We start from the raw sequence: 17,281 nt of genomic DNA, 5'->3' as shown, positions 1-17,281 counted from the left end.
GAACGAATAGCGGTGCACGCCGTATCAGGCCACATCCACCAGCACGATCTCGCTGTCTTCGATGGCCGTCACCCGGATCGCCTCGACCTCGCTGATCGCCACGCCATCACGCGCATTGGCCGGTATGCCGTTCACCTCGAAGGAACCGCTGGCGCCGACCAAGTAGGCCTTGCGGGTTTTATCCAGGCGATACTCGCCGCTTTGCCCGGCGCGCAGGGTAGCGGCGGCCATGCGCGCCTTGGCTCGGATTGGCAGCGCATCGACGTCCTGCGCGAAGCCGCTGGCCAGCGTGACGAATGCACCGGCGCGCTCGCCTTTGGGAAACGGCTTGGCCCCCCAGGATGGCGGCAAGCCAAGCTGGTCCGGCTGGATCCATATCTGGAAGATCTGGGTAGTGGTGTCCTCCAGGTTGTACTCGCTGTGGGCGATACCGCTGCCGGCGCTCATGACCTGCACATCACCGGCCTCGGTCCGGCCCTGGTTGCCCAGGTTGTCCTTATGGGTGATTGCGCCCTGACGCACATAAGTGATGATTTCCATATCGCGGTGCCCATGGGTAGGAAAACCGGTAGCCGGGGCGATTTCGTCATCGTTCCAGACCCGTAACTGCCCCCAGTTCATCCGCCTGGGGTCGTGGTAACTGGCAAAGGAAAAATGGTGGCGGGCATTGAGCCAGCCGTGGTGAGCACCGCCTAGGTCGGCGAAGGGGCGTACTTCGATCATTTTGCGGGTCCTCGAATAGCGTCCTCGGTCAGTGTCCGAGGTACGATGGGCTGGCCGTTATGATCGATCAGGATTGATTATTAAAAAACGGCATTTTTTGCGTTAAAACAATCTGTTTTATAGATGTTTATCGATGTGCAATGGAAGCAGACTCTTTTCGCCCGGCGACAAATTTGCCGGTTCGTTGTCTGCTTAATTCGGTTGAGTGACTTTTGCGGCATTGGCAGCAGGGGATGAGCATGCAGCAACGAAAAGCATTACTGATTCTGCACGGCAAACAGGCATTGAACGCCGATGTGCGCGCCGCCGTTGAAGCGCGCCGCGAGGATGGCTGGGACATTGCCGTGCGTGTGACCTGGGAGGCCGGAGACGCCCAGCGCATCGTCGCCGAGGCGTTGCAGGCCGGTTACCCGACGCTGATCGCGGGCGGGGGCGACGGCACCCTGCGCGACGTCGCCGAGGCAATGGCGCTGGCCGATACCGATGCCAGCCTGGCGTTGCTGCCGCTGGGTACGGCGAACGATTTTGCCACCGCTGCAGCCATTTCGCCCAACCCGCTCGAGGCGCTGGCGCTGCTCGATCAGCCAGCGCAGCCAATCGATCTGGGCGAGGTCGATGGCCATATCTTTCTCAACATGGCCACCGGCGGCTTCGGCTCCAACGTCACCGCCAATACCTCGGAAGACCTCAAGCGGGTGCTCGGCGGTGCGGCTTACCTGCTGACCGGGCTAACCCGATTCGCCGAGGTGCGTTCTGCGTTCGGTCGTTTCACCGGCCCGGATTTTCTCTGGGAAGGTGAGTTTCTCGCGATGGGCATCGGCAATGGTCGGCAGGCCGGCGGCGGGCACCAGCTGTGCCCCCATGCCGTGGTCGACGATGGCTTGCTCGAGGTGTGCATCGTGCCTGCGGCCCAGGATGTGGTCGGTACCCTGGGTACCATGCTGTCCGGCAGCATCAACGGTCTGGACAGCATCTCCACGAGCGCGCGCTTGCCCTGGGTCGAGGTGGACGCGGCGGACGGGCTAGACTTCAACCTTGATGGCGAACCCTTCGAAAGCCATCGCTTGCGCTTCTCCGCCAGGCCGGCTGCCCTGCGGGTACACTTGCCGCCGGGCTCGCCATTGCTCAGCGACTCGCTGGAAAACGCCATCGCGCTTTGAACGTATCGCGGTAAACCGCGTCGCCTGGCTTCAGCCGGGCGGCAGTCGGCCGATACACCAAGGTGTAGCCACTTGAGCTAGGCTACTTCGACAGGTGAACAGGAGCGTGTGATGGCCGGTATTCTCGACTCAGTAAATCAGCGTACCCAATTGGTGGGTGAGAACCGCCTGGAAATTCTCATGTTCCGCCTGGCTGGGCGCCAGCTGTTCGCGATCAACGTATTCAAGGTGCAGGAAGTCCTGCAGATGCCCAAGCTGACCCTGATGCCGCAGCGTCATCGCTTCGTCTGTGGTGTGGTCAACCTGCGTGGGCAGACGCTGCCGGTGATCGATCTGTCCCAGGCGATCGGCATGCGGCCCATCGTGCCGGATGAACGCAGCACCATCATCGTCACCGAGTACAACCGCTCGGTACAGGCGTTCCTGGTCGGCGGGGTAGAGCGCATCCTCAACCTCAACTGGGAATCCATTCTGCCGCCTCCGGGCGGTGCGGGGCGGCAGCATTACCTGACGGCGATCACCAAGGTCGAGGATCAGATCGTCGAGGTGATCGACGTGGAAAAGGTGTTGGCGGAAATCACCCCGATGAGTACCAAGGTGTCGCCGGAAAAGCTCGCCGATCCGCTGCTCGAATTTGCCAAGGGGCGCGAAGTGCTGCTGGTGGATGATTCCAACGTCGCCATGAGCCAGCTCAAGGGCACCATGGCGCAACTGGATATTCGCTGCCACGCCGCCAGCGACGGCCTGCGGGCGCTGAACCTGCTCAAGGGCTGGGCGGATGCCGGGATCGACGTGCACGAAAAGCTGCTGATGGTCATCACCGATGCGGAGATGCCGGAAATGGACGGTTACCGCCTGACCACCGAGATTCGCAATGACCCTCGGCTAAAGGATCTGTATGTGGTGCTGCACACCTCGCTATCCGGCAGTTTCAACGAGGCGATGGTGAAGAAGGTCGGTTGCAACGACTTCCTCTCCAAATTCCAGCCGGACAAACTGGTGGATGTGGTGCACGAGCGCCTGTTGCTCGATCAGGCGCCCTGACCACCCGCTAAAAGCCCGCCTGATCTGGCGGGCGTTTGCATTTCAGGGTTGCTGCTTGAGGCGCTCACGCAAACGCTCGATGCGCTCGCGGTTGACGCCCATGTCCGAATAGCCCAGGCGCGACGCCGACCGCACATCGACATGCCGCTCGCCGATCAAGAACTCCACGTCATCGACGAAACGCAGCAGCGCGCTGGTGAATTCTGCCCGCAGGTAATGGTCGTCCTGCTCGACTATCTTCACACCGGTTTCGCTGCTCAGCAGCTTGACCAGTTGTGCCTGCGTCTCCGCGCGGCTGCCTGTCAGCGGCAACGGCTCGATGGCCTGTTCGCCGCTCGCCTGGCTGTTCACGCAGTTGGGTGACGACGGGCAGGGCGCGAGCTGGCCGTCGTGCACGCCCAGGTTTTCATCCGGGCTGCCGCTGCAGGCCGTCAGGCTCATAAGCAGCGCCAGACCGACGACAGGCTTGTGAGCCTGGCGGCATGCTCGTATAAGGGCGTTTTGCTGAAGGAAAAGCTGACTCATGTTAAGTCTCTCTGGGTTGTACCGGTATCCGCTGAAGTCGGGACGCGCCGAGCCCATGCCCACGGCTCGACTGGATCAGCTGGGCTTGAGCGGGGATCGCCGCTGGATGGTAGTCGATGCCCAGAGCGGACGCTTCCTGACTCAACGCCTGCTTGCGCCGATGACCCAGATCACGCTGCAGTGGCAGACGCCCGACCAGGTACTGCTGAGCGCACCCGGCATGCCGGCGCTGACGATTGAGGTGCCTGCCGCGGATGCGGCGCTGCGCGGCGTCATCATCTGGAGCGACAGCTTACGCGTACCCGATGCCGGCGATGACGCAGCCAACTGGTTGAGTGATCTGTTAGGCCGCCCGTGCCGCCTGGTGTATCAGCCCACTGAGCGTGCCCGCCAGGTGGATACCGGCTATGCCCAGGTTGGCGACCAGGTTGCCTTCAGCGATGGTTTTCCCTTGCTGCTGATCGGTCAGGCGTCGCTTGAGGATTTATCCAGCCGGGTAGGCCGGCCGTTGGAGATGCTGCGGTTTCGCCCGAATCTGGTGGTCGCTGGTGCTACGCCTTATGCAGAGGACGACTGGAAGCGAATCCGCATCGGCGCGGTGGAGTTCCGCGTGGTCAAGGGCTGCTCCCGCTGCATCATCACCACGCTGGACCCGCAAACCGGCGAGCGCAGTGCAGACCGCGAGCCCCTGGCCACGCTGCGCGGTTACCGCGAGCGTGAGGGGCAGGTCTATTTCGGACAGAACCTGATTGCCAGCGGCGAGGGTGAGCTGGCGCTGGGGATGCCGGTCGAGGTGCTGGAATAGCAGCCTCGACGCGGTTTATTGATCGTCGAAGTAGCGTTCGTGCCAGCCAATCAGCGGCTGCGGTGAATTGAGTTTCTGCCCGTAAATCACCGAGTACGACAGCACGTTCTGCACGTACTGGCGCGTCTCGTCGAACGGAATGTTTTCGATCCAGACGTCGTAGGCCAGATGGTCGGCGCCGCGTAACCACTGGCGCACCCGGCCCGGCCCGGCATTGTAAGCGGCCGAGGCAAGCACTCGATTGCCATTGAATTGGCCGTAGATCTGGCTCAGATAGGCCGCGCCGAGCTGGATATTTACCTCCGGCCGGTACGCCAGTTGCGGCGAGGACAGCGGTATGTCGAAGCGCTTGGCGGTTTCCTTGGCGGTGGCGGGCATCAGCTGCATCAAGCCCATTGCGCCGACCGGCGACTTGGCATCTGCCATAAACGCGCTTTCCTGGCGGGTGATGGCGAATACCCAACTGGAATGCAGCCCGCGCTTTTTCGCCTCGCGGGATAGCGGATCGCGATGCGCCATGGGGAAACGCACGTCCAGATCGTCCCAGTATTTGGCCTGGCTGATGGTGCGAATCGCCGGGAAATACCATTCCATCTCATAGGCCAGGCGCGCCTGGGCAACCATTTCGTCGCGGCTGAACAGGCGGCTGACGTGGTACCACTCGCGGCGACCGTCGGCGATCTGGCCGCGGGCATGAAATTCCAGGGCGCGTCTGATGCCCGGGGCATTACGCACCTTTTTCACAGTGGCCGCAGAGAGGGCGAGCGGCTGGTTGTTCAACTGATAGGGTGCCTTGACCTGATCGGCGGCCATGAAGCCATAGAAGTCGCGCTCCTTCGCCAGGCTCTGATACAGCACCTGCGGCTCGGCGCTGTTGGGTTGTGCCAGTTGCAGGCTACGGGCTTTCCAGTAACGCCAGCGATTGGTTTCTGCCAGTTCCTTGGGCATCTGCTGGGTCAACTGGTGGACGTCGTTCCACTGACCGCCGCGCAACAGCAGACGTGCGCGCCATTCGCTGACGGTACTGTCGCGCAACTGCGGGTCGTAATGCGCCATGACCTTGAGCGCGCGCGGGTCGAAGCGCTTGGCCAGGGTCAGCCCGATTTCACGGGCGATCGCGACTTTCTCGTCGCTGGAAAATTTCATCCGCTGGGCGTAGCTGTCCAGCAGGCTCAGGGCTTTTTCCGGGTCCTTGCGGGCCAGGCGACGTAGCCCGAGACCGACGACGTCCGCCATGGCCTGATCGGCAGGGCTGAAGCGGGCGCTCTGGCTGAGCAGCTCCGGCTTCTGCGCCACCTCGATCATCAGCTTGGCGTGGTTGGCCAGGGTTGGCATGCCTTTCAGCAGATAGCTCGCCAGACCGTAATTACGGGCCTCGACGGCCAGCTTGCTGCGCTGCCAGCGCCGTTCTTCGGTGAGCTGGCCGCGTGCCGCCCAGTTATCGAACAGGCGATCACAGGCGTTGGGCTGGGATTTGCCCACCAGCCAGAGCTTTTCAGCGGTGACGAAGCCCTCAGCCTCAAGGCCATTGTTCAGTTGATACTGACCATAGAGGCAATCCAGTTCGGTGAAGTTGAGGCTTGGATCGTAGTGCTTGACGAAGGTCTGCCATTCGCCGCGTTCGGCCAGCCAGCGCAGCCAGCGCAACTTCATCCAGCTCGCCTGGGGCAGGTCGCCGTGCTCGGCAAGAAATTTCTCGATCTCGTCATTGCTCGCCCATTTCAAACGGGCGGTCAGCTCTTCATAGGCGAGGTAGGGCTCAAGCGGATAGTCACGCAGGGCCTCGGCGTAACGCTGGTAGGGGCCACTGTCGCCCTTGGCCAGCGCGGCCTTGGCTTGATCGTAATAGAGACGTTGCTGAGTCAGGCTGGCAGCTTGAACAGGCGACAGGGTTGCAACGCAAAACAGAAGGCAGGGAAACAAGCTGTACGAACGAACGCGCATGACACTTCCGGATTAGAACCTGAGGTGAGCGCCGTCGACGCCGACGCTGGAGGCCCTAGCTTAGCCTTTTGTCGGGGCGCGATGAAACCCGCCGTGACCGACCGGCGGTCCATTAAAAATCGCCGCGAAGAGGCACCTCATCTCGGTTAGAATGCGCGCCCAGTTTTTGCGACGGCTCGCTGCCGCGCAAACCAGCTTTGGTGATGAAGACAGCTGGAACGCCTCTGGCGCCCTTGTGGGCAGCCGGCATTGCAGTTCGTTCGTCACCTGCCGTAACCGTCGAGGCCCGCCATGACCCTGCTCAAGTTCACCGATGTTTCCCTGGCCTACGGAGCCATGCCACTGCTGGACAAGGTGTCCTGGCAGATCGCGCGCGGGGAGCGGGTGTGCATCATCGGGCGCAACGGCACTGGCAAGTCGAGCATGATGAAGCTGGTCAAGGGTGACCAGAAGCCCGATGACGGCTCCGTCTGGCGCGCGCCTGGCCTGAAAATCGGCGAATTGCCGCAAGAGCTTCCGCTGGCTGACGAGCGGACCGTCTTCGATGTGGTAGCGCAAGGTCTCGACGGCGTCGGCGAGCTCCTCGCCGCCTATCACCACCTCAGCCAGAACATCGTGACCGACGCCGATCTGGACAAACTGATGCACGTCCAGCAGGACCTCGAGGCCCGTGACGGCTGGCGCTTGCAGCAACTGGTCGACAGCACGCTCAGCCGCTTGCAGTTGCCCGCCGACAAGACGCTTGCTGAGCTCTCCGGCGGTTGGCGCCGGCGGGTGCTGCTGGCGCAGGCGCTGGTCAGCGAGCCGGATCTGCTACTGCTCGATGAGCCGACCAACCACCTGGATATTGGCGCTATCGCCTGGCTGGAAGAGGCCTTGAAGGATTTTCAGGGCGCCGTGCTGTTCATTACTCACGACCGGTCCTTTCTGCAGAACCTGGCCACGCGGATTCTCGAGCTTGATCGCGGCGGCCTGATCGACTGGAACGGCGATTACGCCAGCTTCCTGGTGCATAAAGAGGCCGCGCTGGCCGCTGAGGAAACCGCCAACGCGCTGTTTGACAAGAAACTGGCCCAGGAAGAAGTCTGGATTCGCCAGGGCATCAAGGCCCGCCGGACCCGTAACGAAGGTCGGGTGCGTGCGCTGAAGGCCCTGCGCGTCGAGCGCAGCGAGCGGCGCGAGCGCACCGGCAAGGCCAATATCCAGCTGGAAACGGCGGAGAAATCGGGCAAGCAGGTGATGGTGCTGGAGAACGTCAGCTTCGCCCATCCGGACGGCCCGTTCCTGATTAAGGACTTTTCCATGGTGCTGCAGCGCGGTGACCGTATCGGCCTGCTTGGCGCCAACGGGACCGGCAAGACCACCTTGCTGAAACTGATGCTGGGTGGCCTGCAGCCGACCAGTGGCAAGGTGGAAGAGGGCACGCGCATCGACGTAGCGTACTTCGACCAGCTGCGCCATCAGCTCGACCTGGAAAAAACCGTGATCGACAACGTTGCCGAAGGGCGCGACTTCATCGAGATCGACGGGCAGAACCGCCACGTCCTGAGCTACCTCGGTGATTTCCTGTTCAGCCCACAGCGTGCGCGAACCCCGGTCAAGGCGTTGTCTGGCGGTGAGCGGGCGCGTTTGTTGTTGGCCAAGCTGTTCAGCAAGCCCGCCAACCTGCTGGTGCTCGACGAACCGACCAACGACCTCGACGTTGAAACCCTGGAGCTGCTGGAAGAAGTGCTGCTGACCTTCCCCGGCACGGTACTGATGGTCAGCCACGACCGGGCATTCCTCGACAACGTGGTGACTAGCACCCTGGTGTTCGAAGGTGAAGGCTTGGTGCGCGAGTACGTGGGCGGCTATCAGGATTGGCTGCGCCAGGGCGGTTCGCCGCGCTTGCTCGGGGTTGGCGAAAGCAAAGCCGGCAAAGCCGAGCTAGCCTCAGCTGTGGTAGCGCCGACCGCAACCCCGGCCGCGCCAGTCGCGACGCCAGTAGCGGCGGTGGCGAAAAAGAAACTCAGCTATAAGCTGCAGCGCGAGCTGGAGGCCATTCCAGGCCAGATAGACGCACTGGAGACCCAGATCAGTGCATTGCAGGGCGAAATGGGCGACCCCGCTTTCTACCAGCAAGCGGCGGACAAAACAGCCGAGGTGCTGGCCCGTTTGCAACAGCTACAGCAGGAATTGGAGCACCTGGTAGAGCGCTGGGCCGAGCTTGAAGGCTGAGCCGGCGACAGCGCCCATCGACTAACAGGCCTTTAGAGTCTGGCGGAGAAAACATGCCGATTGAGTACCGTATTAGCCTGGATGCCGAGCATGAGTTCAGCTATCGAATCGAGCTGAACCGGGTCTATGAGCCAGAGGCCGCCAAGACTGCGCCCAGCTGGACGCGGCTGGAATACCAGAAATGCAGCAACTGTCCCTTGAGCAAGGACGACTTCAGCCACTGCCCTGCGGCGGTCGACTTGCACCGGGTGATCGAAGATTTCCAGGGCCTGCCGGCATTCACCAAGGCCCTGGTATGGGTGCGCACTCCGGAGCGTGAGTACACCAAAACCGTCGGTCTGGAAGAGGGCTTGCGGGCGCTTCTCGGGGTCATCATGGCGACCAGCGCTTGTCCGGTGCTCAGCGCGCTGAAACCGATGGCGCACAATCATCTGCCGTTCGCCAATAACCAGGAATTCATCCTGCGCGCGGTGTCGCTGTACCTGGCGCGGCAATACTTCAATTACCGCGAAGGCCGCCATGCCGACTGGGACCTGAAAGGGCTGGTGCGAATGTTTCAGCAGTTGCAGCTGGTCAACCAGGCGTTCTGGCAGCGTATTCACGACACCTGCGAGGGGGACTCCAACCTGAAGGCGTTTTTGACCTTCTTCTCGATGTCGTCGAGCATGACTTATTCGCTGGAAACGCAACTGCAGAAGATTCGCCCGCTGGTCATGAGCGCAGGCGAAGGCCCGGATACCTAACCGATACGCTGCATGCGCACATGCAGCGTCTTAATTCAGATCTTTTTCAAGCGAACCGCCAGCACGTCACATGGAGCACCATGGAGCACGTCGTTTGCGGTTGAGCCCAGCAACAGCGCAAGTCCATGGCGGCCATGGCTGCCGACCACGATCAGATCGCATGCCTGCTCTTCGGCCAGCCGATGAATCTCCTGGCGCGGCTGGCCGTAGGCGAGGTGACGGTGTTCCGCGGCGACACCTGGGTACTTCCCGGAGAAGCTGTCCAGCCGCTCGCGGGCCTGATCGAATTGCTGCTGCTGCAACATGGAAAGGTCCATGGGGACATCACCGCCAAAGGCCATCGCCATGGGCTCGACTATATGCACAACCGAAAGCTTGGCCTGGCTGCTTTGCGCCAGCTTCTGCGCACGGTGCATGACCGGGTCGCATTCCTCGGTAAGGTCCACGGCGACCAATATGTGTTGATAGGGCATGGGTGACTCCTTCTAAGGGTGACCGATGTAAGTGATTATGGCCGCCTTGCACGGTTACGGCAGGCTTCTGCCTACGAGATTAAGTTATGAGCCCCTGGATCGTCTTGTTACTTTTGGCATTTGTGCTGAGTCCGTTGTCCTGGTTGATCCCGTCGCGGCGCCAGCGCGGACAGATGGATGTACGCTTGCGGGCGCGGCGCATGGGCCTGGGCATGCAGCTCTCCAGCCAGGATTGGCCGCACTGGCTGTCCCGGCAACCGCCGGCCAGCTGTCCGCAGTATCACCGCGTCAGACGGCGCGGCAGCCAGGATTGCTGGGTTTATTGGCAAGCCGAGCCGGGCCGCTGGCTAAACCAGTGGCGTGAGCCTTGCGCGGACGAGGCGCTGGCCAAAGCCCTGGCGGCGTTACCGGCTGACGTGTTCAAGGTCGAGGTCAACACCCAGATGGTCGCCCTGTACTGGGGGGAGAACGGTCAGGACGACGCCTTGCAGCGCATCGCCGACTTCTTGCAGGAGCAGGCTTGAGCGGAAAAAGAAAAGCCCAGTGATTGCACTGGGCTGAACGTTGGCCAGGCAGGCCGGAAATCGCGTGTTTTTCTCTTAAATCATGACGTGAAAGGGACGGCAATGGCCTCGTTTTACGCCTGGAGAAAATAATCTGCGTGAAGAGTACGCCGATTTGGCGACGAATCATCGTTAAATTTTTACATTCTTGTTAAACCGCAGAACGGTTGCAGCCGCGCCGGATAATCGTTTTCATCCCGATTGTGCTTGGTGTGCCGCTCAAACTTGCCGACAGGGCGCCGCACCGTGGTATCCGTTTGCCACAAATTGCCCCGCTTGACGCATTCCTTTGCCTTTCACAACTGGCCGGGCCTTATCGCTCAATCGGGCCAATTGACATTCCCGAGCTTTTCCGAGAAGGTGTGCGCACCCAAATCAAACGGGCGTATGAATTGAGCGTTTGCCTGAAAAAGCAGCGTTCTGAAACCCGATTATCGCGTCGGTGGGTGTGCCAGGCTGATTAGGGCTATTCTCGACCGCTGTGTCGCGGAGTAGCGTGCTGGTTGGCTCCGATGTGTACTGTTCAGCTTCCATACCGTGGAGATCAGTTGATGATTTACGAAGGTAAAGCCATCACGGTTAAGGCTCTTGAGAGCGGCATCGTCGAATTGAAATTCGACCTCAAGGGTGAATCCGTCAACAAATTCAACCGTCTTACCCTGAACGAACTGCGTCAGTCGGTTGACGCAATCAAGGCCGATGGTTCGATCAAAGGCGTGATTGTCACCAGTGGCAAAGACGTATTTATCGTCGGCGCCGATATCACCGAGTTCGTCGACAACTTCAAGTTGCCAGACGAGCAACTGGTGGCTGGCAACCTCGAAGCCAACAAGATCTTCAGCGACTTTGAAGACCTCGCTGTTCCGACTGTCGTCGCGATCAACGGCATCGCCCTCGGCGGTGGCTTTGAAATGTGTCTGGCTGCGGATTACCGCGTCATGGCCGACAGCGCCAAGGTCGGCCTGCCAGAAGTCAAACTGGGCATCTACCCGGGCTTCGGCGGTACTGTTCGTCTGCCACGCGTTATCGGTGTTGATAACGCCGTCGAGTGGATTGCTGCGGGTAAAGAAAACCGTGCCGACGATGCTCTGAAAATGGGTGCGGTCGATGCAGTGGTCAGCGCCGACAAGCTTCAGGCCGCTGCGCTGGACCTGATCAAGCGCGCCATCTCCGGCGAGCTGGACTACAAGGCCAAGCGCCAGCCTAAGCTGGAGAAGCTCAAGCTCAACGCCATCGAGCAGATGATGTGCTTCGAAACCGCCAAAGGTTTCGTTGCCGGTCAAGCGGGCCCTAACTACCCGGCGCCGGTTGAAGCGATCAAGACCATCCAGAAAGCAGCTAACCTGGGCCGCGACAAGGCACTGGAAGTCGAGGCCAACGGCTTCGTCAAGCTGGCCAAGACGTCGGTTGCCGAGAGCCTGATCGGTCTGTTCCTGAATGATCAGGAGCTGAAGAAGAAATCCAAGGCTTACGACGAAATCGCCAAAGACGTGAAACTGGCAGCCGTACTCGGCGCCGGCATCATGGGCGGCGGTATTGCTTACCAGTCGGCCGTCAAAGGCACGCCGATCCTGATGAAGGATATCCGCGAAGAAGGTATCCAGATGGGGCTCAATGAAGCCTCGAAGTTGCTGGGTAACCGCGTTGCCAAAGGTCGTCTGAGTGCGGCGAAGATGGCCGAAGCGCTTAACGCCATTCGCCCAACCATGTCCTACGGCGATTTCGCCAACGTCGACATTGTCGTTGAGGCCGTGGTCGAGAACCCCAAGGTCAAGCAAGCCGTGCTGTCCGAAGTGGAAGCGCAGGTCAAGGACGATGCGATTCTCGCGTCCAACACCTCGACCATTTCCATCAGCCTGTTGGCCAAAGCCCTCAAGCGGCCAGAAAATTTCGTCGGCATGCACTTCTTCAACCCGGTGCACATGATGCCGCTGGTCGAAGTGATTCGTGGCGAGAAGTCCAGCGAAGTAGCCGTGGCCACCACCGTTGCCTACGCCAAGAAGATGGGCAAGACCCCGGTCGTGGTCAACGACTGCCCAGGCTTCCTGGTCAACCGCGTGCTGTTCCCGTACTTCGGCGGCTTCTCCAAGCTGCTGGGCTTCGGCGTCGACTTCGTGCGCATTGACAAGGTCATGGAGAAGTTCGGCTGGCCGATGGGCCCGGCTTACCTGTCCGACGTGGTCGGTATCGACACCGGTCACCATGGCCGTGACGTGATGGCTGAAGGCTTCCCGGACCGTATGGCGGTCGAAGGCCGTACTGCGGTCGATGTGATGTACGAAGCCAATCGCCTGGGCCAGAAGAACGGCAAGGGTTTCTACGTTTACGAAACCGACAAGCGCGGCAAGCCGAAGAAGGTCATCGATCCTCAGGCTTACGAACTGCTCAAGTCCATCGTGACCGAGCAGCGCGAAGTGACCGACGAGGACATCATCAACTTCATGATGATTCCGCTGTGTCTGGAAACCGTGCGTTGCCTGGAAGACGGCATCGTCGAAACCGCTGCCGAAGCCGATATGGGCTTGATCTACGGCATTGGCTTCCCGCCGTTCCGTGGTGGTGCGCTGCGTTACATCGATAGCATCGGTGTCGCGGAATTCGTAGCCCTGGCCGACAAGTACGCCGATCTGGGCGCGCTGTACACCCCGACTGCCAAGCTTCGCGAAATGGCCGCAAACGGCCAGAAGTTTTTCGGTTAATCGCGGACAGACTAGAGCGAGAGTGAATTTATGAGCCTGAATCCTAGAGATGCAGTCATCGTCGACTTCGGTCGTACCCCGATGGGTCGTTCCAAGGGCGGCATGCATCGCAATACCCGTGCCGAGACCATGTCGGCACACCTGATCAGTAAGCTGCTGGAGCGCAACGCCAAGGTCGATCCGGCCGAAGTGGAAGACGTGATCTGGGGCTGCGTCAACCAGACCCTGGAGCAGGGCTGGAACATCGCGCGCATGGCGTCGCTGATGACCCAGATTCCGCACAGCAGCGCCGGCCAGACCGTCAGCCGTCTGTGTGGCTCGTCCATGAGCGCGCTGCATACAGCCGTGCAGGCAATCCAGACCGGTAACGGCGATGTTTTCGTGGTCGGCGGCGTGGAGCACATGGGCCACGTTGGCATGATGCACGGCGTCGATCCAAACCCGCACCTGTCGCTGTACGCCGCAAAGGCCTCGGGCATGATGGGCCTGACCGCTGAAATGCTTGGCAAGATGCACGGCATCAGCCGTGAGCAGCAGGACGCGTTCGGTGAGCGTTCGCACCGTCTGGCCCACAAGGCCACCGTCGAAGGCAAGTTCAAGGATGAGATCATCCCGATGCAAGGCTACGACGAGAACGGCTTCCTGAAAGTCTTCGACTACGACGAAACCATTCGTCCGGAGACCACCCTGGAAAGCCTGGCCGCGCTGAAGCCTGCGTTCAACCCGAAAGGCGGTACCGTGACTGCGGGTACTTCTTCGCAGATCACCGACGGCGCTTCCTGCATGATCGTCATGAGCGCCCAGCGTGCTCAGGACCTCGGCATTCAGCCGATGGCCGTGGTTCGCGCCATGGCAGTGGCCGGTGTCGACCCTGCGATCATGGGTTACGGTCCAGTACCGTCCACCCAGAAAGCCCTCAAGCGTGCTGGTCTGAGCATTTCTGACATCGATTTCTTCGAGCTCAACGAAGCCTTCGCTGCCCAGGCCTTGCCTGTGCTGAAGGACCTGAAAGTGCTCGACAAGATGGAAGAGAAGGTCAACCTGCACGGCGGCGCGATTGCGCTGGGTCACCCGTTCGGTTGTTCCGGTGCGCGTATCTCCGGTACCCTGCTGAACGTCATGAAGCAGAACGGTGGTACGTTTGGCGTGTCCACCATGTGTGTGGGCCTCGGCCAGGGCATCACTACCGTCTTCGAACGCGTTTAAGCGTCGAAGGTGCGAAACCGGGGCCTTGTGCCCCGGTTTTTGTTTATCGGCAAAAAATTTCCAAGGAATTAAGTCATGCAGCTACAGCCCGGACTTTATCGCCACTACAAAGGGCCTGAGTACCGTGTGTTTGGTGTGGCCCAGCATTCCGAGACCGAGGAGTGCATGGTGGTCTATCAGGCGCTGTACGGCGATTACGGCTTGTGGGTGCGACCGCTGCAGATGTTTTGTGAAAGTGTCGAAGTGGACGGTGAAAGTGTTCCGCGCTTCGCCTTGATTCATGCTGAAACCCCGATTTTTTCGCGGCCCTGAGTCGAGGTCGCTCCGTAGCCGCGCTTGACCTCGGCTTAACCGCCACTATATATAGCGGTGCCGCGCCGGCTGGCTTTTGAGCGACTGCGCGGCCCAGCTCTGTTGAACTCGACCCTGAGGCACCTATAAACACCGCCGTCACGGCCTGCTTCAGCTTGTCTTGACTACACCCGCTAGGTTTAACGCTCCAAGGCTATCCGCCTTTCAATTTACCGAATTCAGGAATTTTCCAATCCATGGGCAAATCGCTGGTCATCGTGGAATCCCCGGCCAAGGCCAAGACCATCAACAAGTACTTGGGCAGCCAGTACGTGGTGAAGTCGAGCATCGGCCACATCCGTGACCTGCCTACCAGTGGCTCGGCAAGCGCCGCCAAGGAGCCGGTCAAACGCGGCAAGGCGGCCGCAGGCGAAGTGCCAGCGCTTACTCCCAAGGAAAAAGCCAAGCGTCAGCTGGTCGCGCGTATGGGCGTCGATCCCGATCACGGCTGGAAGGCCAAGTACGAGATCCTGCCTGGCAAGGAAAAGGTGGTCGAAGAGCTGCGCCGGTTGGCCAAAGATGCTGACACCATCTATCTCGCAACCGACTTGGACCGCGAAGGGGAAGCCATTGCCTGGCACCTGCGCGAATCCATCGGCGGTGACGACAGCCGCTACAAGCGTGTGGTGTTCAACGAAATTACCAAGAAAGCCATTCAGGAAGCCTTCTCCAAACCAGGCGAACTGGATATCAACCGGGTCAATGCCCAGCAGGCGCGGCGTTTCCTCGATCGCGTAGTGGGTTACATGGTTTCGCCGCTGCTGTGGGCCAAGATCGCTCGTGGCCTGTCCGCCGGTCGCGTGCAGTCGGTCGCGGTGAAACTGGTAGTCGAGCGTGAAAAAGAGATTCGCGCCTTCGTTCCTGAAGAATACTGGGAAGTGCATGCTGACCTCGGTACCGCCAAAGGCGCCAACGTGCGCTTCGAAGTGGCCCGTGAGAACGGCGCCGCTTTCAAACCGCTGAACGAAGCCCAGGCCATGGCGGCCCTGGCGACGCTCAAGGCGTCCAGCTACAGCATCGCCAAGCGTGAAGACAAGCCGACCAGCAGCAAGCCATCGGCCCCGTTTATCACGTCGACCTTGCAGCAGGCCGCGAGCAACCGTCTTGGCTTCGGCGTAAAGAAGACCATGATGATGGCCCAGCGTCTGTATGAGGCCGGTTACATCACCTATATGCGTACCGACTCGACCAACCTGTCCGCCGACGCCGTAAGCATGGTGCGCGACTTCATTGAGGGCGAGTTCGGCAAGAAGTACCTGCCTGCCAATCCAATTGCCTACAGCAGCAAGGAGGGTGCGCAGGAAGCGCACGAAGCGATCCGTCCTTCCGACGTCAACCTCAAGCCGACTCAGCTGAGCGGCATGGAGCGCGATGCCGAGCGCTTGTACGAATTGATCTGGCGCCAGTTCGTGGCGTGCCAGATGCCACCAGCCGAGTATCTCTCGACCACCGTGACGGTGACCGCTGCGCAGTTTGAGTTGCGCGCAAAAGGCCGCATCCTCAAGTTCGATGGTTACACCCGCGTTCTGCCGCAATTGAGCAAGCCGGGCGATGACGACGTCCTGCCGGAAATGAATCAAGGTGAGGTGCTCAAGCTGATCAAGCTGGATCCGAGCCAGCACTTCACCAAGCCACCTGCGCGCTATTCCGAAGCCAGCCTGGTGAAGGAGATGGAGAAGCGCGGTATCGGTCGTCCGTCGACCTATGCGGCGATCATTTCGACCATTCAGGATCGCGGCTACGTTGCCTTGCACAACCGCCGTTTCTACTCGGAAAAGATGGGCGATATCGTCACCGAGCGCCTCGCGGAAAGCTTCTCCAACCTGATGGACTATGGCTTTACCGCCGGCATGGAAGAGCACCTGGACGATGTGGCCCAGGGTGAGCGCGAATGGAAGCACGTGCTCGACGAGTTCTATGGCGATTTCAAGAAAAAACTTGAAGTGGCTGAGGCGTCCGATAGCGGCATGCGTGCCAATCTCCCAACGCCGACCGATATCGCCTGTCGCGAATGTGGGCGGCCGATGATGATCCGTACCGCTTCAACCGGCGTATTCCTCGGTTGTTCCGGTTACGCGTTGCCACCCAAAGAGCGCTGCAAGTCGACGCTCAATCTGGTCCCGGGCGATGAGATTGCCGCAGACGACGAGGGTGAGTCGGAATCCCGTGTTCTGCTCGGCAAGCATCGCTGCCCTATCTGTGCGACCGCCATGGATGCCTATCTGCTGGATGAAACCCGCAAGTTGCATATCTGCGGCAATAACCCGGACTGCACGGGGTATGAGATCGAGCAGGGGCAGTACCGGATCAAGGGTTATGAAGGCCCGAGCCTGGAATGTGACAAGTGCGGCAGCCAGATGCAGCTTAAGACCGGTCGTTTCGGCAAGTTCTTCGGCTGCACCAACAGTGAGTGCAAGAACACCCGCAAACTGCTGAAAAGCGGTGAAGCGGCGCCGCCGAAAATGGACCCGGTGAAGATGCCGGAGCTCAAGTGCGAAAAGGTCAACGACACCTACATTCTGCGCGATGGAGCATCCGGTCTGTTTCTTGCAGCCAGTCAGTTCCCGAAGAACCGCGAAACCCGCGCGCCTCTGGTGATGGAGCTGATTCCGCACAAGGCCGAGATCGATCCTAAGTATCACTTCCTGGTCGACGCCCCGAAGAAAGACCCGGACGGGCTTCCTGCGGTGATTCGCTACAGCCGCAAAACCAAAGAGCAGTACGTGCAGACTGAAGTAGACGGTAAACCAACCGGTTGGCGCGCGTTTTACGATGGCGGCAAGTGGAAGGTCGAAGACAAACGTTGATCGAGTGCACCGCGCCTACCT

Annotated in this window: 14 protein-coding genes; 10 read left to right on the top strand and 4 right to left on the bottom strand. The window is 60.4% G+C overall.

Annotated elements, in window-relative coordinates:
- Window positions 1–24: 24 nt before the first annotated feature.
- Window positions 25–723 carry a pirin family protein gene (locus ACX0MV_RS11160; RefSeq protein ID WP_458982576.1) on the bottom strand — a complete coding sequence of 233 codons (699 nt, stop codon included), beginning with the start codon at window positions 721–723 and terminating at the stop codon, window positions 25–27.
- 239 nt (window positions 724–962) lie between these two features.
- On the opposite strand from ACX0MV_RS11160, the gene yegS reads away from it, so the two are divergent.
- Window positions 963–1,883: a lipid kinase YegS gene (yegS, locus tag ACX0MV_RS11155; protein WP_458982575.1), complete on the top strand. Its 921-nt coding sequence runs from the start codon at window positions 963–965 to the stop codon at window positions 1,881–1,883.
- Window positions 1,884–1,994: 111 nt separating this feature from the next.
- Entirely contained in the window at window positions 1,995–2,927 is a 933-nt protein-coding gene (locus ACX0MV_RS11150; protein ID WP_458982574.1) for a chemotaxis protein CheV, read from the top strand.
- Window positions 2,928–2,969: 42 nt separating this feature from the next.
- Here the strand turns inward: ACX0MV_RS11150 and ACX0MV_RS11145 are convergent, their stop codons facing one another.
- Window positions 2,970–3,368 carry a DUF1499 domain-containing protein gene (locus ACX0MV_RS11145; RefSeq protein ID WP_458982573.1) on the bottom strand — a complete coding sequence of 133 codons (399 nt, stop codon included), beginning with the start codon at window positions 3,366–3,368 and terminating at the stop codon, window positions 2,970–2,972.
- A gap of 82 nt (window positions 3,369–3,450) precedes the next feature.
- Between ACX0MV_RS11145 and ACX0MV_RS11140 the strand changes: the two genes are divergently transcribed.
- Entirely contained in the window at window positions 3,451–4,257 is an 807-nt protein-coding gene (locus tag ACX0MV_RS11140; RefSeq protein ID WP_458982572.1) for an MOSC domain-containing protein, read from the top strand.
- Between the two features lie 15 nt (window positions 4,258–4,272).
- On the opposite strand, the gene ACX0MV_RS11135 is transcribed toward ACX0MV_RS11140, so the two are convergent.
- A complete protein-coding gene (locus ACX0MV_RS11135) occupies window positions 4,273–6,201 on the bottom strand; it encodes a transglycosylase SLT domain-containing protein (RefSeq protein ID WP_458982571.1) in 1,929 nt (642 codons plus the stop codon).
- A gap of 291 nt (window positions 6,202–6,492) precedes the next feature.
- Between ACX0MV_RS11135 and ACX0MV_RS11130 the strand changes: the two genes are divergently transcribed.
- Complete coding sequence (locus ACX0MV_RS11130; protein WP_458982570.1) at window positions 6,493–8,418, top strand: ATP-binding cassette domain-containing protein; 1,926 nt, start codon at window positions 6,493–6,495, stop codon at window positions 8,416–8,418.
- A 53-nt stretch (window positions 8,419–8,471) separates the two neighbouring features.
- On the top strand, window positions 8,472–9,161 hold the full coding sequence (locus tag ACX0MV_RS11125; protein ID WP_458982569.1) for a DUF6901 family protein: 690 nt from the start codon (window positions 8,472–8,474) through the stop codon (window positions 9,159–9,161).
- Between the two features lie 35 nt (window positions 9,162–9,196).
- On the opposite strand, the gene ACX0MV_RS11120 is transcribed toward ACX0MV_RS11125, so the two are convergent.
- On the bottom strand, window positions 9,197–9,634 hold the full coding sequence (locus ACX0MV_RS11120; RefSeq protein WP_458982568.1) for a universal stress protein: 438 nt from the start codon (window positions 9,632–9,634) through the stop codon (window positions 9,197–9,199).
- An 86-nt stretch (window positions 9,635–9,720) separates the two neighbouring features.
- Here ACX0MV_RS11120 and ACX0MV_RS11115 point away from each other — a divergent pair, with 86 nt between their 5' ends.
- The 5 genes from ACX0MV_RS11115 to topA all read left to right on the top strand — a co-directional run bounded on the left by ACX0MV_RS11115 (window position 9,721) and on the right by topA (window position 17,260).
- Window positions 9,721–10,158, top strand: a complete 438-nt coding sequence (locus ACX0MV_RS11115) for a hypothetical protein (RefSeq protein ID WP_458982567.1) — start codon at window positions 9,721–9,723, stop codon at window positions 10,156–10,158.
- A gap of 590 nt (window positions 10,159–10,748) precedes the next feature.
- Complete coding sequence (fadB, locus tag ACX0MV_RS11110; RefSeq protein ID WP_458982566.1) at window positions 10,749–12,896, top strand: fatty acid oxidation complex subunit alpha FadB; 2,148 nt, start codon at window positions 10,749–10,751, stop codon at window positions 12,894–12,896.
- A 30-nt stretch (window positions 12,897–12,926) separates the two neighbouring features.
- Window positions 12,927–14,102, top strand: coding sequence for an acetyl-CoA C-acyltransferase FadA (gene fadA / locus ACX0MV_RS11105; protein WP_458982565.1), 1,176 nt, complete (start codon window positions 12,927–12,929; stop codon window positions 14,100–14,102).
- Between the two features lie 75 nt (window positions 14,103–14,177).
- A complete protein-coding gene (locus ACX0MV_RS11100; protein WP_458982564.1) occupies window positions 14,178–14,414 on the top strand; it encodes a DUF1653 domain-containing protein in 237 nt (78 codons plus the stop codon).
- A 236-nt stretch (window positions 14,415–14,650) separates the two neighbouring features.
- Window positions 14,651–17,260 carry a type I DNA topoisomerase gene (topA, locus tag ACX0MV_RS11095; RefSeq protein WP_458982563.1) on the top strand — a complete coding sequence of 870 codons (2,610 nt, stop codon included), beginning with the start codon at window positions 14,651–14,653 and terminating at the stop codon, window positions 17,258–17,260.
- The last annotated feature ends 21 nt before the right edge of the window (window positions 17,261–17,281 follow it).

This window comes from Pseudomonas cistanchae, assembly GCF_054483635.1.
This window is presented reverse-complemented; position numbering and strand designations above follow the sequence as displayed.